Source organism: Holospora elegans E1 (genome assembly GCF_000648275.1).
In the GTDB taxonomy this organism is placed as follows: domain Bacteria; phylum Pseudomonadota; class Alphaproteobacteria; order Holosporales; family Holosporaceae; genus Holospora; species Holospora undulata_A.
The window spans coordinates 58,742-74,598 of record NZ_BAUP01000124.1; the positions used below are offsets into that span (position 1 = coordinate 58,742).

Annotated in this window: 15 protein-coding genes and 1 tRNA gene; 2 read left to right on the forward strand and 14 right to left on the reverse strand. The window is 30.8% G+C overall.

What is annotated here, in order from left to right; translation table 11 throughout:
- Nucleotides 1-62: 62 nt before the first annotated feature.
- The 3 genes from HE1_RS05145 to HE1_RS05155 all read right to left on the reverse strand — a co-directional run bounded on the left by HE1_RS05145 (nucleotide 63) and on the right by HE1_RS05155 (nucleotide 3,350).
- Nucleotides 63-1,451 (reverse strand): hypothetical protein, encoded by a 1,389-nt coding sequence (locus HE1_RS05145; protein WP_035545414.1) that lies wholly within the window; start codon nucleotides 1,449-1,451, stop codon nucleotides 63-65.
- Nucleotides 1,452-1,995: 544 nt separating this feature from the next.
- Nucleotides 1,996-2,412 (reverse strand): hypothetical protein, encoded by a 417-nt coding sequence (locus HE1_RS05150; protein WP_035545417.1) that lies wholly within the window; start codon nucleotides 2,410-2,412, stop codon nucleotides 1,996-1,998.
- Nucleotides 2,413-2,417: 5 nt separating this feature from the next.
- On the reverse strand, nucleotides 2,418-3,350 hold the full coding sequence (locus HE1_RS05155) for a coiled-coil domain-containing protein (RefSeq protein WP_035545418.1): 933 nt from the start codon (nucleotides 3,348-3,350) through the stop codon (nucleotides 2,418-2,420).
- Nucleotides 3,351-3,643: 293 nt separating this feature from the next.
- Here HE1_RS05155 and HE1_RS10040 point away from each other — a divergent pair, with 293 nt between their 5' ends.
- Entirely contained in the window at nucleotides 3,644-3,778 is a 135-nt protein-coding gene (locus tag HE1_RS10040; RefSeq protein WP_278243424.1) for a hypothetical protein, read from the forward strand.
- Nucleotides 3,779-3,799: 21 nt separating this feature from the next.
- Here the strand turns inward: HE1_RS10040 and HE1_RS05165 are convergent, their stop codons facing one another.
- The 11 genes from HE1_RS05165 to rpmE form a co-directional block, all read right to left on the reverse strand.
- Nucleotides 3,800-4,645: a hypothetical protein gene (locus HE1_RS05165; protein WP_162480403.1), complete on the reverse strand. Its 846-nt coding sequence runs from the start codon at nucleotides 4,643-4,645 to the stop codon at nucleotides 3,800-3,802.
- Nucleotides 4,626-5,057, reverse strand: coding sequence for a hypothetical protein (locus HE1_RS05170; RefSeq protein ID WP_162480405.1), 432 nt, complete (start codon nucleotides 5,055-5,057; stop codon nucleotides 4,626-4,628). The genes HE1_RS05165 and HE1_RS05170 overlap by 20 nt, the downstream gene beginning before the upstream one ends.
- A 71-nt stretch (nucleotides 5,058-5,128) precedes the next feature.
- Nucleotides 5,129-7,537, reverse strand: coding sequence for a coiled-coil domain-containing protein (locus HE1_RS05175; RefSeq protein ID WP_035545427.1), 2,409 nt, complete (start codon nucleotides 7,535-7,537; stop codon nucleotides 5,129-5,131).
- Nucleotides 7,524-9,659: a coiled-coil domain-containing protein gene (locus HE1_RS05180; RefSeq protein WP_035545430.1), complete on the reverse strand. Its 2,136-nt coding sequence runs from the start codon at nucleotides 9,657-9,659 to the stop codon at nucleotides 7,524-7,526. Before HE1_RS05180 ends, HE1_RS05175 begins: the two co-directional genes overlap by 14 nt.
- A 734-nt stretch (nucleotides 9,660-10,393) precedes the next feature.
- A complete protein-coding gene (locus tag HE1_RS05185; protein ID WP_006290671.1) occupies nucleotides 10,394-10,672 on the reverse strand; it encodes a hypothetical protein in 279 nt (92 codons plus the stop codon).
- 65 nt (nucleotides 10,673-10,737) lie between these two features.
- Nucleotides 10,738-11,490, reverse strand: a complete 753-nt coding sequence (locus tag HE1_RS05190; protein ID WP_006290680.1) for a TrmH family RNA methyltransferase — start codon at nucleotides 11,488-11,490, stop codon at nucleotides 10,738-10,740.
- A complete protein-coding gene (gene rnhA, locus HE1_RS07550; protein WP_084491129.1) occupies nucleotides 11,487-12,761 on the reverse strand; it encodes a ribonuclease HI in 1,275 nt (424 codons plus the stop codon). The genes HE1_RS05190 and rnhA overlap by 4 nt, the downstream gene beginning before the upstream one ends.
- 91 nt (nucleotides 12,762-12,852) lie before the next feature.
- Nucleotides 12,853-13,503 carry a recombination mediator RecR gene (recR, locus tag HE1_RS05200; protein WP_006290683.1) on the reverse strand — a complete coding sequence of 217 codons (651 nt, stop codon included), beginning with the start codon at nucleotides 13,501-13,503 and terminating at the stop codon, nucleotides 12,853-12,855.
- Between the two features lie 8 nt (nucleotides 13,504-13,511).
- Nucleotides 13,512-13,811, reverse strand: a complete 300-nt coding sequence (locus tag HE1_RS05205; RefSeq protein ID WP_006290684.1) for a YbaB/EbfC family nucleoid-associated protein — start codon at nucleotides 13,809-13,811, stop codon at nucleotides 13,512-13,514.
- Between the two features lie 143 nt (nucleotides 13,812-13,954).
- A complete protein-coding gene (locus HE1_RS05210; protein ID WP_162531284.1) occupies nucleotides 13,955-14,653 on the reverse strand; it encodes a metal ABC transporter ATP-binding protein in 699 nt (232 codons plus the stop codon).
- Nucleotides 14,654-14,696: 43 nt separating this feature from the next.
- A complete protein-coding gene (rpmE, locus tag HE1_RS05215; RefSeq protein ID WP_006290686.1) occupies nucleotides 14,697-14,930 on the reverse strand; it encodes a 50S ribosomal protein L31 in 234 nt (77 codons plus the stop codon).
- Nucleotides 14,931-15,097: 167 nt separating this feature from the next.
- Here rpmE and HE1_RS05220 point away from each other — a divergent pair.
- A tRNA-Arg gene (locus HE1_RS05220) sits at nucleotides 15,098-15,170 on the forward strand.
- Nucleotides 15,171-15,857 lie beyond the last annotated feature (687 nt).

The window sequence follows — 15,857 nt, forward strand, 5'->3', positions numbered from 1 at the left end:
GTATTTTGGATAATTATTTTTTTCCAGAATAAAACTTAAACATTCATATAATTCTTTAATATTTACCGCTTTTTTAATTTTTTTATTTTGTTCTGATATGTTTTTTGCTGTTGGTTATAAGAATTAGAAGGTATTTGAGCAACCAATGACACGTATTCTTTTTTCATACTTTCGTATTCCTCTTTCTGTTTTTCAAATGTTTTTTCTAAATCTCTGGTGTCAATTTTACTTTGTTTTTCTTCAACCAAATTTTTTAATTGTTCAATTTGCTGATTTAATGATGATTCTTTTTTTTGATGTTCACCAATTAATTCTTTTATTTTGTGCTCTTTTTTAAGCATCTCTTCAATTAAATCATTACGTTCATTTTCCCGATTTTTTTCGTATTGTTTTTGCAATTCTTTAAGAGTATCTAATTCTCTTTGAGCTAATTCTTTTTCGTTTAAAAAATTTTGATTTTTTTCGTATATTTTTTCGTATAAATTTTTCATTTTTTCTTTCAACTTATCATCCTGTATTTGTATTGCAAAGATATCAAGATTCTTAACTCCCAAATTCCGTTTTTTATCTTTTCCTTGACTGTTTTGAGCTCCAACATTTTCTGTTGCTTCAAGTTCTTTCATTTTTTTTCTAAGTTTTTCTAATTCAATTTCTTGATCATTTAATTTTTGTTTTTGATCTTGTATTTCTTTTGATTTTTTTTCATCTTCAGGCTGTAATGATTCTAAGAGCTTCTTCAGATTTTCTATATTAGAGTTTTGGAGTTCTAATTGTATTTTTAATTGTTCAACAAGAGTTTTATTCTTTTGCTTTTCTACCTGATCTAACTGAAATAAATTTTCTTCGGTCAGTTTTAGCGCTTTAGAATTTAAATTGATCTGAGTAGTAATCTCAGAAATTATTTTCTCTTGTCCAATCGTTCTATTTTTTAATTCTTCATTAGATTTATTTAAATCATCAATTTGTTGTTTTAAAATTAGTTTTTCTTTTTGCGTTAATTTTTGTAGTAATTCAAGATCTGTTATTGCTTTTTCTTTTGCTTTCCGTACTACTTTATCATCGTTTTCTAATAGGTGTATCCTATTTTTTGTTTGGTTAAGTTCGGTTTCTAGGTTTATATTTTTTTGAACTAATTCTTCTTGAGATTTGGTTAATAGGTCAATTTTATTTAATAATATATTTTTTTCGTTTTCTTTTTTTTGTATTTCTTCAGCTATTTCTATCGTATTTTTTTGATCTTTTTCTTTAATATTTCTTTCCATTTGCTTATATGCGTCCAACTGTTGAGTTATTTTTTCTAATTCTTTGACACAAAAAGTTTTTTCATCCAATAATTGATTTTTTTCTTTTATTGTATCTTCCACAAGCCTTATCGCAGATAAATTCTTTTTTTGTATCTCTTCAAGTTTTTCATCGTTTTCATTCTCTTTTTTTTTATATTCTTGTTTCATAGAATCAATATTTTTTTCGTTTTCTTTTTTTAAACTAGTGATAAAAATCTCATACTGAGTATCTTTTAATTTTAACTCTTCTTCGGTTTTAGAAATTTTTTCTGTTAATTTTTTAATTTCACTATCTAAAATATTATTTTTGTTAGTTAATTGCTGTATTCTTTCTTTATCATTTGAATTAAATTTTTTTAATTGGTCTAATAGCTTACTATCTTGATTTTTCTGATTTTCTAGAAATTGTACTGATTGTTTTTTGTTTTCAAGATCTTCTTTTAATTTTTCGATAACATTACTTTGTTCTCTAAGATCATTTTCTATTTTTTGTATTGTAAAGTCCTTTTTTTTTATGATTAATTTATAAGTTGTTAACTTTTCTTTTTTTTTCTGAAGTTCTAAATTTAACTTATTGATTTCTTTAACTGAAAGATCATTTTGTGTACTAAGCTCTATTAATTTTTTTTAAGGTCTGTATTTATTTGTTCGCTTTCTTGAAGTTTGTATATTAATTCTGTTTTTTCTTTTTCAATCTTCTGTGCTTCTATCTCTAATTCTTTATTTTTTTTTCGAGATTTGTTTTTTCTTGATTTAATTCTTTTATTAAATTTTTATTTTGATTGCTAGAATTATTAAAATTTTCTATTTGTTTTTTATTTTGATCTAAAAGATTTTTTATTCGTTTGATTTCAGAATTTATCATCTGCCACAAAAGAGCAACGGCGCTTGACTCTGCTATAGCAAAACTTTCTGGTGCTGCGCTATTTTGATCTAATTTTTTAAGCGTATTAAGGAAATTTTCCGTTATAATCATTTGATCTCTGTTGCTTTTTTCTAATTGTTCTTGAAAAGATTGGGTTAATTTTTTATACTGAGCAACGGTTTCTTGGTAAAATATTTTAGTTTGTTCTAAGGATGTAGCTTCTTTGGCATATGTGTCAATCCTAGCCCTCAATTGTGCATTCATAGTATCTAATTTTTTTTTTGATCTTGGGCATGCGTATTTTTTAATTTAAGTAAATTTAGTTCATCGTTTAATTTATTATTTTCTTTTGTAAAAATTATTTTTTCTTGTTCATTTTTTATTAATAGTTCTTCAATTTTCGAACTAAGAATTTCGATTTTTTTATCTCTATCTTCTGTGTTTTTTGTCAGTGCATAAAGAGCTTTTTTGAGTTCATCAATATTAGTTTGATCTTTATTATTTTGCTCTGTAGATCGAGAAAATTGATCACTTAATAATTTAGCCCGGTTTTGAAATTCTTCTTCAAGTGCTTTTTTTTTTGTTAAAAACAATTGTTCATTTAAAATCGATCTATTTTTAAGGTTTTCTATTTGTTCTTGCATTTCTTCTTTTTGTTTATTTAATGCTTCGATGAATTTTTTAAGTTTATTTATTTTATCTTTTTCAGTTGATAATTTTTTAATTTTTTTATCTACTGATTTAATATTTATTTCGTTTATCTCTCTTTCTTGATTAATGACCTCTATTATTTTTTCTACACCTCTATATGCTTCCTGTTCAATTTTTTTCTGTTCAGATTCTAGATTTGTAAAATTTTTTTCGATTTCCATAGCAGACGTATTGTTAAGAGGGGGGGTAATTACAAAATCTTTTTCGATTTCCATAGTATTCCCCAGAGAAGTAGTGAGCGTATCTAACAATTTTATAAAATCCTTCAAATCTTTTGATTGGTCTGTAAAAGTTAATGCTTTATTTTTAAGTAAAGAATATATTTCACTAGCGTTTAAATTTTTTTCTTGTTCAATAATTGAAAATAGCTCTTTGTTCTTTAATTTATCTAAAGCACTCATCACTTCTGTGGACAAGGGGGCATATCCTTGATGTGAGAACAGTGTAGCAATCAAGAATAAAAAAAAATTTTTATTAATTTTTTTAATCATTTTTATAATTTAAAATTTGTTACTGCAAAATAAAGTATAAAAAAAAAATTAAAAATATTATAAAGAGTCAATAAAAAGAAGCTTTTAACTAAATATATTTTTTGTTAGAATTAGTAAAGAAAATATTTTAAAAGTCTCTAAAAATGATTGTATGTAAATTTTGTGAATGTTCGGATTGCTTTAAAAATAGTTTTGTTCGAGGGGTTCAGCGGTAAAAATGTAAAAATGTGAAAAAAATTTCACGTAAACTTCCAAGCCCTCGCCTCTTTCAGAGAAAAGATAAAATGTTTCCATTGAACAAAATAACGCCCGAAAACGCCATTAGTTTGCGAGGATTTCTTCAAAAACCCTTTGCAAACACACGACTACTTAAAATGCTGAAGGTAATAATGGCTAACGGTGCACTAGAGTTTTTATTTTTAATCTAATGCACACTATCAAAATTTATTTTATTTATTTGTGGTACAGATAGGAAAACACGTAGTTGTATCTATTTTATTTTTTGTTCTAGGTGCAGAAATTTTTGGAAATTCTCTTTTTAGGTCTTCAACTGTAAAACCAAAATCTTTAAAATTATTATTAAAAAACACTAACAGAAATTCTAGGAAAAAGTACAGAAGTTTTTTGCTTTTACTATTAGGATCTTGATCCACATCATAAACAACTATCTCTCGAAAAAAATTCTCAAATAAATTTTTTACCTTATTTTGATGATCTAAAGGCGTTTGGGCTATCCCCCTAGAATTGAAAACATTTCTTAGAAAATCTTTACAATCTTCAGTACTAATAATTTCATGATCAAGCAGTTCAGCTTCCAGAATATTCTGGTACTTTATCCAATAATCCTCAATATCAAGCTGATCTTTTCCATTATAAATGAAATCAATCATAATATTTTCTAATCGCCGTAGTTCTTGAAGTTTTTTTCTCAATATTTCCAGATCGATATTTTCCAAAGAATTAATCAATTCTTGATGAGAATCTGCTTTACCCGAAGCTAGAATCATTTCTTTTCCTGCTAATTTTAAAAATAGATAATCGAATTTTTTGAATATTTTTTTAAAATAGTTCTTAAAAATTGTACTAAAAAAATTTTGAACCTGGTTCTTTTTTTCAAGTGATTCGATAGCAAAAATGTCTTCTAGAGATTTTTTAACTGTACTAAAAGCATTTTTATCTGCGTAGCCCATCCTTAGAACATGATCCAATTCAGACAGATATGGCAGTAATTGGTTATTGACAAAATCTTGAATATTAGCTTTATTATTTAGTACATCATCCAAATTTTGTGTCAAAAGAAAATCTTTTAACAACTGTTGGTTTTGTACTGTACTTGAAGTGCGTGCCTTTTGGTTTTGTACTGTACTTGAAGTGCTTTTGGTTTGGTACTGTACTTGAAGTGCCTGCCTGTTGGTTTTGTACTGTACTTGAAGTGCTTGCCTGTTGGTTTTGTACTGTACTTGAAGTGCCTGCCTGTTGGTTTTGTACTGCTGGCTTTTGAACTGTACTTGAAGTGCGTGCCTGTTGGTTTTGTACTGCTGGCTTTTGAACTGTACTTGAAGTGCGTGCCTGTTGGTTTTGTACTGCTGGCTTTTGAACTGTACTTGAAGTGCCTGCTTCCAGGTTTTGAAGGTTGTTTGATTTTTTATCGAGCGCTTTCTTCAGACTAAATATAAAAAAATTTGCATTATACTCTGTTGTTCCCAAAGCTAGCCTCATTTCTTTTAATACTACATAAAAAAACGAATCATTGAAAACCGGATTATCGTCTAGTTGTATTAGTTTTTTAAATACTTATCAAAAAATATATTAAAAAAATCTTGAACATCGTTCGTTTTTTTAGATAATTCGGTAGAAAAAACGTTTTCTAGAGATTTTTTAACTAAAGTTAAAGCATTATCTTGCGCATCTTGTGGACTACTCTTTAGAAAATTAATCAATTCAAACACATATTGTAGCAGTAGTGCGTAATCTTTAAACTTCTCTTTAAACTCATTTATATCACCATAATAGTCGCGCATTTCAGCGTATTTTTTTACTATATTACCAAACTCTTCTTTCGAGAGAAAAGCTTTTAACTCTTCTTCTTTCTTAAGATAAGGAGCATCATCAGGTAAAGTACTCAAAGAGCTATTTGAAGAATTAGTAGTTAATTTAGAGCTATTTGAAGAATTAGTAGTTAATTTAGAGCTATTTGAAGAATTAGTAGTTAATTTAGAGCTATTTGAAGAATTAACAGTTGGTTCAGAACTTTTTGAAAAATTCGGTTGTTGCATATCGTTTTTCTTGTCTTGTGGCACTAAATTGGATCCTATAATAGATTGATTTACAACGTTTGAATCTATTTTTAGTTTATTTTTTCTAATTTCTTGTGATTTCCTTATTTTTTCTAGATCTTCCTTAATTTTTTGATTTTCTGCACTTAAAGTTTCTATGCTATTTCCGACAGATACTAGTTTTTGTTCTTGGGTTTTTATGATTGATTCTTGAGTAGTTATTTTTTGTTTTTGCTCGGTTATTTCTTGAGCTTGTTTTTGATTTTCTGGTTTCAAAGATTCTAGAGTAGTCTTATCTTTATTTATAGAAGCTTTTAGATTTTCTAAATTTTTTTCTAATTGTTTTATTTTTTCTTCTGATAAAATTGCTTCTTCAATTTTAGATTGAATTGTATTGTTCAATTCGATAATTTTATTTTTAGATTTATTTTTTTCTTTTTCCAAATTATCAAGCTGCTGTTTTAATTCTTCTTGCTTTTTTTGTGCTTGAGTCGCATTACTTTTTTCAGTAATTAACAAGCTTTCAGTTTTTTGTAGGGATGTAGAAACTTGATCGAGCTTATTTCTAATATTCTCGATAAGTATGTTTTGATTTTGAATTCGTTGTTCTAATTGTTGATTCTGTAATTTTGAAGAAAGCAAGTTTGCTTCAATAATAACTTTTTGGTTATCCGTTGATTCTTTTAATTTTCTAAGTTCTTCTTGCGCGTGTTCTTTTTCTTTTCGTAATTCTGAAGTATCAGTATCTGATGTGATTATCTTACTTTGTGCTTCTTTTAGTAATTGTTCTAAATTTTCATTTTTATTAATTAACTCTTCGTTACTTTTATTTAATTCATATATTTTTTTTAATATTTTTATTAATTCATTTTCTTTGTTGAGTATTTCTTGTTTTGTTTCATTAGTTGTTTGTTGACCACTTTTTTCAAGAGATAAAATTTTTTCTTTACTCTGGTTCAATTCATCATTTGTTTTTCGTAATTGTTCGACGTAAAAATTATTTACATTAGATAATTTATTTTTTTCTTGTTCTATTTCTTGAAGTTTTTGCACCAAAAGTAATCTTTGTTCTTCTATAGTTTTTAACAGGCCGTCTTTTATCTGCGCTCCATTTTTTTGCTGTTGAATCTCTTTTTCATGGCCTTCTTTCAGAACTTTTATATTAAATTTATGTTCTTCTTCTAGAGCACTTATAATTTTTTTATAATGTTCCTCTTTTGTTTGTAAATCAATTTCTTTGTCATTAATTTGCGTGGTTAATTTTTCAATTGCACTATTTAAATCAGTATTTTTTTGATTTAAAAATTCTATTTTTTCATGATCCGTTTCTTTGCTTTGTTTTAATAATTGCAATTGGGCTTCGATTTCATTTTTATCTCTTTGTAGACTTTGTTCTGTTTCTTTTGCTTTTTGAATATGTTTTTCTAATTCTTTTATTTCAGAGCCTTTATTTTCAAGAGTGATTTTTATTTCTTGTATTTCAATCTCTTTGTTTTGTATGGTGCTTTTATGCAGGAATATTTCTTCATTGGTTTGTTCAAGGGTTTGACGCAATGTTGTTATTGCTTTTTGACTTAATGTCGTTTCTTTCAAAAGAGCATCACTCAAAGCGTCTTTTTCTTTTTCGATAGTTGTTGCTCTATCTTCAAGTTTTTTCAATTTTGATTTCAATTCTTGGGTATCTTTTTCAAGTGTTTGTTTTTGTTCTGTTAATGTTTGATTTAGATTTTTATCTTCAATAGCATTATTTTCAAGTTCTTTTACTCTTTTTTCATTGTTCTCCAAAATATTTTTTATTCGTTGAATTTCCGAAAATATCTTATTTTCTAACTCAGAAACACTGTTTACCGTTGCTGTGGCAAATTCTTCTGATATTGGGTTTGTTGATTTCAATTCTTTAAGAGCTTTCAAAAAAATTTTCTTTTATATTGATTTCTTTATCTTGAAAAAGTTCTAATTGTTTTGTAATATTTAAAAATTTTTCTTTATATTCATATAAATTTTTATTTATTTTATATACAGTTTCTTTATAATTATAACTTTCTTCATTAATTTCTTTTTCCAATGTTGCGTTTAATATTTGTATTTTTTTTAACTCTTCTTGAAGCGATGCGATCGTGGAGTTTAGAAAAGAAGTTTGATTTTTATAACTTTCATTTTCAGAATTTATTTTTTGTAGCGCTAAATCTAGAGTCTTCAAGGTCATATCTTTTTTTTCTAATTCAGTTTTGCTCGTTTTCAAAAAATCATTATATGCTTGTAAAGCATTTGTAGCTTTAGTTTCGTTGCTTTCATTACTTTTAGCTAGAGAATCGTAAATTGTTCGAAATTTCTCAAGAGCTATGTTTTTATTTTCTGTTTTTGAAAAAAGTCCGGAAATTTTTGTTCTTATAGTATCCCAAGCATCCCATTTAGTGCTTGATACTTTACTATTTATTTCTTTATGCAATTCATCGTAATATTTGGATTTTTCTAATAAATCATTGTGTTCGCTCTCAAAAGCTTTTTTATCATTTATTGTTTTTTGATTTAAATTTATTATTTCTTGATTTTTATTATCTATTTCTTTTTTTAAATCTAAAACACTTTGTTCTAGCGCTGCTATTGATACTTGCACATTTTGCTCTGCTTCAGAAGTCATACTTACGGGATCAGAATCGTCTACATCCTCCCCCACTTTAAAATCTTCACTAATCGCTTGTACTTGACTGATTCCATTTTGCAATGGTGGTAATTTAGCATTCATATTTGACTTCAATTCTGAATGATACTTATCAAGTTCAAAAGAAGGAGATATGCTCTGAAAAATACTTTTATATATTTCTAAAACTTGTTTTATTGAATTTTTTTTCGTACTAAGTTTACGAACAATCATATTTTCTGTATCTGTTATTAGAGTTCCAAAATCTTTAACAAAACTCATCATTAAATCTGTTACTTTACCATCTATAATTTTTTTATCAGAAGCAGACTTTTTAGATATTTCTAATTCATTCAAAAAATTTCTTAAAACTCTAACATCATGACGGACAAATTTTGTTTTTTTCAAAATGTTAAAAGCTGGATGATATCGTAACTTACTTGATGAGTCTAAATTAATTGTATTTAAGGAATTCAGAGTTGTCATAAAAGTACTATAAAATGTAAAAAAAGGATCAGTTGTATCTGAAGAAAAAGAGTGCCCCCAGTTTTTCCTAAAGTTTTCTTGCGCAATGATCTTATCAAAATCTACAACTATGTTGCTCTGGTTTATCCGTAATGTTCTATTACCTGCATCGCTTTTCAAAAGGTATGCTCTGAAATCATCTCGTGTAGAATAGGAAAAATTTCCATCGAACAATTCTTTAATAAAATTATTAGTTGGAATATTAATATTAAAAAACTTAGAATATTCTTTTTCTCTTAAATCACCTAATTTGTTCCCTACAATGGGCTCAATCATCTTTAAAAATTTTGATTGAAGTTTTTTGCTGATATATGTTTCTTTTATGCCGAGTTTTAATTCTACTAAGCTCTTTGAAACGTTTGTTAATTTTTCCTTTAAATCAAGATAAGACTTTATAGAATCTTTTGAAAACTTTTTAAAGTCTTCAATACAGGCATCTTTAATCTCACAATAGTAATTATTAGCAATACTTGTGTTTTTACTAATAAAATCTAATCTTCTTAGTGTATCAGATAAATACTCGGCATCGTTTTCCTCAACAGAAGATACTGCTTTTTTTGCATTAGCTAATAATGTGTTGAAATTCTCTGTATTTGGCCTAGAACAATCATCAAGGCTCTGTGATTTTTGTTCCGTCATGGAAAAAATAGAAAAATCATCTTGGTCTTGTATTTTTGGTGGTGGTGCATATCCTCGTTGAGAAAAAGCTTTTGGTGGTGGTGCATATCCTCGTTGAGAAAAAGCTTTTGGTGGTGGTGCATATCCTCGTTGAGAAGAAGGATTGACTTTTGGTGGTGCATATCCTTGTTGAGAGGAAATTAAAGTAATCAAGAATAGCAATAAATTTTTATTAATTTTTTTAATCATTTTTATAATCTAAAATATATTATTACATAAGAAATTATAAAAAAAAAAATTAAAAATACGAAAATTTACTAATTAATTAAATAAATATTTATCCTCATATCATACATATAGATAGTTCACAATAATATGAGCACAAATCAGACCTCCTTAAAAAGAGGATGTTGGAGAGCAAAAGAAAGAAAATGATATGGGATTTCCAAGTTTCCTCGAAAGAAGGGGGTGTCATGGATAATAACGATTATGAAGCTCATTGATTCTCTTTTTAAGCGGCTTGATTTGTGCTCAATAAATTACATGCATTATCTTCTGCCCACTACTGTTCGTTACATCCCAGGCTATCATATCCTGGAATGTACAGATTTAACTTTTAATTTTCCTCACTACCAATTTTTTAGATATAGTTTTAATGCTTTTAAGGAGATCTTCGTATATCTCTACAATTTTTCCTATTTCATCAGTTTCTTGTTGATATTTCAAATCTTGCACGGCATTTTCTATTTTTTCTATAGTTTCTTTAATTTTCGAAGAGGATGCTTATTTCGGCCTTTCGTTTTCTATTTTTTGCAGACTATTTTCAATTTCTTGTCGAGTTTTTCCTTTTATCCCTTTTACTCTTATAATAACTCTTATAATATTTTATCATTTTTTATTTATTAGTTATATAGCTTATACAATAAATTTTATAAAAAAAAAGTTAAAAAATCACAAAAATAAAAAAAAGTTTTTACTATTTTTTAAGCTCTAGAAGCCGTGGGATTTCTTTCATTCATCGGATTTTTTACCGCAACACCATTATAAAAATTATCTGAGTGATCTTGAACAGAACGAATAGACTTTCCTTTTTGTGAACATGCAGACAAGCATTCTTCTCGCTCTAAAAAGTTAGTCGCGTTGCGCTCACAATTCGTACGGCAACTATCTGAAACTTTTTTTTCTCCATTTTCACCGGGCATACGACATGCTTGCATCATTAAAAAGCTTAAAATAACAAAAAAGCCATAACATTTTTTCATTTTTATATAATATTTCGAATTCCACAAACTATGATAAATCTGTTTTTATCAAAAAATCATCAAATTTATTTTTTTAACGCGTACAACTCAGAAAGCGCCACAGCGGCCGCTACAGAAACATTCAATGTCGGAAAATCAGGGCAAACACGAAGTTTCCATAAAATATCGCAATACTGCCGTGTAAGAAAACGAAGTCCTTTTCCTTCCTGCCCTACGATCAATGCCAAGCTTAAATCTTGAAATGCTGGTTTAGGATCTAAAATTTTTCCCGTTTCGCACAATCCAACACAAAAAAATCCCTTAGATTTAAGCGTTTCTAAAGCGCGTCCCAAATTTACAACTAAAACATAAGGAACTTTTTCCGTTGCTCCAGAAGCTGCCTTTGTAATTACCCCATCTAAATTTGAATTTTTTGATGACCCCTTTTCCGGATTTGCGCTTCTTTGCGTTAAAAATAATATAGCTTGCGCCTGAAAAGCTGCGGCACTTCTCCACAAAGCTCCAACATTATGGGGGTCTACTACTTGATCTAGAACCAAAACTGTTCCTTTTTTAGGGTCTAAATCTTCTAACGATAAAGAAGGAGAAGGGTCTGTCAATAAAGCAACTCCTTGATGGACCGCTCCTTTAGGAACAATTTGATCAATATCCCCCCCCTTGCATTGACGACCACCAAAACGACCAAACCGTTCTGATTTGGAAGAAATATATAAAAGCTCATAAACAGAACGCCCTGAGCATAACGCCGCTTCTACACTATGAATTCCCCAAATCCAAATTTTTTCTCGTTTTAATTTTTTTTCTTTTTCTACTTTCATGAAACCACCTTGCAAGGATTCCAAATGTGTTGAACATGAACCCATCCTTCGTACCGCTCTTTTAAAAGACGTACATAAAGCCACTTTCCTTCTTCTTTAAGACACAATCCCAAAACACCTTGCTGCAGATATGCTTTAATAGCTCCAGAAGACGAAGGTCTAGACCGCAAAGGCGTTTTTTGATATAAAACAAAGGCTACTCTTTGAAATGCCAATAAACTTCCATGAACCCACCCTATTGCACCTTTGATATCTTCTACTTGGCACCAATAACTCCAACGCTTACGAATGAACACAGGCCATCCAGGACAAGAGTAGCTCCACAAGACTGAGTGCTCTGAACCAGGACCCGCACGCCAGTACACACGTTTTGCTTTAAGATAAGCATGAAAGAGTTCTTTTTTTCTCGCGGGAGGATTCTTATCAGATGCCTGCACTTCCAAGCATCCAAAAATTCCAAAAATAATAACCAAAAATAAAGACCAGATAGAAGTGGATGCCCCCCCCTGAGAGGTTGGAGAAAAATTGCATGCTTTATAAAATTCAAGCTCTTCAGGGGCGGGAACAACAGTGATTGCGATTTTACCCCCCCCCCAGAAAGGCACGTCTTTTATGATTTTTTTTAACTTTTCTAAACAAAAAATCTGCCATTCATGTCCTTTAAATAGTACAGGAACCTCATTTTTAAAATGCAAAATACTAATGGAATTTTGATTGGGAAAAGATGTCAAAAGTCCTTTTGCGCTTGTTTTATCTCCTATCCAAATCCCGGAAATCACAGGACCGCTCTGCCATGGCAACGATTTTTCCGACAACGGTTCCAAAAAAGATTTGGAAGAATTTTTCTTGGTTTTTAATGTTTTTCTGGCCAGCTCGTCTGCATCAATATTCCCTTGATGATTTGCATGCCCTTTAACCCAATTCCAGTGTATTTTTGAAAATCGTTGAGCCTGTTGCAAAAGGAGTTTCCACAAATCCTGATTTTCTACAGGTTTTTTTTGCGAATTAATCCAACCATTCCTTTGCCACTTACCGACCCATTCTTCCATTCCTTTCACAAGATAAGAACTATCGGAAACTACTGTTACAGGCTCTTGAGTGCTTAACGATGCCAATCCATACAGCGCAGCACTAAGCTCCATTCGATTGTTGGTTGTATTTTCCTCATACCCAGCTTCTTGAACTCGCTCTTTGTCGTCTTGACGAATCCACGCCCAGGCACCGGGCCCTGGATTTCCAGAGCATGCCCCATCTGTAAAAAGCCAAACCACGATTGTTTACCTTGTATTTTTTTAAAACTATCACTTTTACTTAAAATATTCAACTCAGATAAATAAAAAATTACTTCCAAAGTTTCTAACGCTAGGATTTCCCCTTTTCAAAACTGTGCCAAGCGTTAGAGCTAAACGGCAATGATGTAATTTCTCTTCTTCCCCAAAAAGCACTCATTAAAGTTGCTTGATCAAGCGATTCTAATTCCCCCCCCATGGGAAGTCCCCTTGCTAGACTGGAAACTTTGATATGGGGATAAAGCGGAAAAATTTCCTGAGTGAGATAATGCAAAGTGCTTTGCCCGTCTATAGTGCTGTCTAATGCAACAACAACCTCCAAAACCCCCTTAGATAAACGGGTTTTCAGTGTAGATATATTCAAATCTTCTGGATTTTTCCCATGAGTTAAAGAAATAAGCCCTCCTAAAAGGTGATAGTACCCTTTAAAAAAAGCCGCTCGCTCTAAAGCCCAGACATCTCCCATACAGGCGACAATACACAACATAGCAGAATCACGAGTTTTTGAACGACACAATCCACAGGGATCTTCTTCGTCTAAATAGTGACACACAGAACAATACCTATAGCGCAGATCTACTTCATCCAGGTACTCCATAAGAGGCTTTAAGACTTTTGCCCTGTGTGCTAACAAATACAATGCGATACGACGGGCAGACCTAGGTCCAAGCCCAGGAAACTTTGATAACAGCTGAATAAGCCCATAAAGTTTTTCACCTACCATGATGCACCTTAAAACATCCCCTCTAAACCCGGAGGAATCTTTAGCTCTTTCATGGAACCTTCTCGTTTTTCTTTTAGAATCTCCCACGCGTTGTGATAGGCAGCGATAATAGAATCCTCTACCATATCTGCGTCTTGCAGCATCTCGGGACTCAAAGAAAGCTGAAGTAATTTTCCTTCTCCGGAAATCACAACTTTTACTGCTCCCCCCGCGGATTGCCCTTCTAACTGCATAGATCGCAAATTCTCTTGAGTTTCCAGCATCTTTTTCTGCATATCTTGAATTTGTCGTGTAAACTTTGAAAACATAAACTCTCTATTTTTTTATTCAAAATATATCTTCATTATACTCTTAATGGAAACTGAAAAACAGAGGGAAATAATTTTTTACGAATAATTTCTTTAAAATTTTGATAATAACAAACAAGTATTAATAAAAAGAAAAAAACAAACTAAGTACTGCTCCAACAATACGTTCCAGGAAAAAGTTTTAATATGTGCTTGCAATACGGAGAAATTGCACTGTCTTGGTGATGGGCAAGAAAGAAAGTTTTTCCGTTCTTTGATTGAACAAAAAGCTGTTCGATCAAAATATTTTGACTTGTTTCGTCCATACTGATAAAGGGTTCGTCCAACAAAAAAATATCAAGGTCCATAGCAAGAAGGCGCGCAAACAACATTCTTTGAAATTGCCCCCCAGATAATGTCCCAATATAACGAGAAGCCTCATTAGTCAACCCTAAACATGCCAATGCTCGATCGACAGCACATTTCTTTTTTTTGGCACCTACCCCCATGCCCACCACGTCTTGGACCTGAATGGAAAGATATCGATTAACTTCCGCATGCTGAGGAAGGTATCCAATTACTTCGTTTTTTCCACAAGAAAAATTCCAAGAAAACTTTCCACAAAAATGTTCATGAATACCCGCAAGAGTCTTAAGAAATGTACTTTTCCCACTTCCATTGTTTCCAACTATACTTACGATTCCCCCCGATTTTATAGAAAAAGAGAGATTTTGGATAACACCGCAACACCCATAATAAATGCTTAAATCTTTTACGACAAGTAAATCTGATTCTTCACACGAATTAAATTTCTGATTTTTGCACTGCCTAAACTCTTCAGCTGTTGCAATCCTCTTCTTCAAGCTAATTTTTGATTTTAAAATAGAAATACCCATTTTGGAACAATCAATTTTTGGTAACTGTAAAAGTACTTAGTCCTTTAAACCGGTTTTCAAACTCAACGCCTCTGCCTTTTGGAGCCATTCTGTGCGTTCCTGTCCATGCCGGGTGACAGGAGGGATCGATATCTAAAACTAATTCCGAACCAGGTTTTCCATAAGTGGACCCTACTTCAAAGGACTGCCCGTTTGTCATAATTACTTTTACTTTATGATAGTGGGGATGAATATTTTTTTTCATAAATCGATAGACTTCAAACTAACTTCTTTCTTTATTTTATACCTATTTTCTTTTTTAAACAACCCCAAGAGGTTTTATTTAATGAGTTTTCACAAGATAAAACTTAGAAAAAAATTTCTTTTATAGTCTAGATTGTGGAAAAAAAAATAGTACAATGAGAAAGGTACGCGTCTTTAGCTCAGTGGATAGAGCGTCGGACTTCTAATCCGCAGGTCCCAGGTTCAAGTCCTGGAAGGCGCGCGTTTGTGTTTTTAAATCTAGAAAAAATATAGTTCGTCTTCAATTAAGCCAAACAAGCCTAGCGATAAGTAAATCCAGGTGAATGGCGCCTAGAAAATTGGAAGATATTTTATCATAGCGCAGGAAAACGGCTCTGGTAATGCTTTCAGTTTAGCGAAGAAATTCTGGATCAAAGACGGGATTAAAAAAATATGTATCATAATTTGAAGCCGCCAAACGGTTTTTTTATGGGACATCACTGCCTTACACCTCTTTTCTTTGAGTTTTTGCCGCACTCTTTCATCAGCATCATACACTTTTTATCGGCAAGCACCGCATCAACCTTAACAAGGAGATTCGTCGACGCATATACTCATGCTGAATGAAATAGTTTAAAAGTTTAATTTATTGTGTTAATAATTTTTCTTATGCAAATATTTCTAACAGAAGAAGCTTGTGTTGCGTTAAGAACGCAGCATTGCAGTATTGGCAAGAAAAGAAACGACGCGTAGCAGATAGGATTACGGCAGTTTTGTTATCCGACAAAGGGTGGAGCTTGTCAAATTGCTAAGGCTATTTTGGATTGACGATCGTAGAGAAGTATAAGGAAGATCAAAAGTTAATGGTGTCAAGCAAGAGCTCTGTAAGCAAGCTGAATGTTTCACAAGCAGAAAAACTTATCGCACATTTGGAAAGCCACACCGTATA

Bases quoted from the DNA above. Each gene is read 5' to 3' on its own strand.
- HE1_RS05145 (WP_035545414.1), bottom strand. From the start codon at position 1,451: ATGAAACAAGAATATAAAAAAAAAGAGAATGAAAACGATGAAAAACTT.
- HE1_RS05150 (WP_035545417.1), bottom strand. From the start codon at position 2,412: ATGAATGCACAATTGAGGGCTAGGATTGACACATATGCCAAAGAAGCT.
- HE1_RS05155 (WP_035545418.1), bottom strand. From the start codon at position 3,350: ATGATTAAAAAAATTAATAAAAATTTTTTTTTATTCTTGATTGCTACA.
- HE1_RS05180 (WP_035545430.1), bottom strand. From the start codon at position 9,659: ATGATTAAAAAAATTAATAAAAATTTATTGCTATTCTTGATTACTTTA.
- HE1_RS05185 (WP_006290671.1), bottom strand. From the start codon at position 10,672: ATGAAAAAATGTTATGGCTTTTTTGTTATTTTAAGCTTTTTAATGATG.
- HE1_RS05190 (WP_006290680.1), bottom strand. From the start codon at position 11,490: ATGAAAGTAGAAAAAGAAAAAAAATTAAAACGAGAAAAAATTTGGATT.
- recR (WP_006290683.1), bottom strand. From the start codon at position 13,503: ATGGTAGGTGAAAAACTTTATGGGCTTATTCAGCTGTTATCAAAGTTT.
- HE1_RS05205 (WP_006290684.1), bottom strand. From the start codon at position 13,811: ATGTTTTCAAAGTTTACACGACAAATTCAAGATATGCAGAAAAAGATG.
- rpmE (WP_006290686.1), bottom strand. From the start codon at position 14,930: ATGAAAAAAAATATTCATCCCCACTATCATAAAGTAAAAGTAATTATG.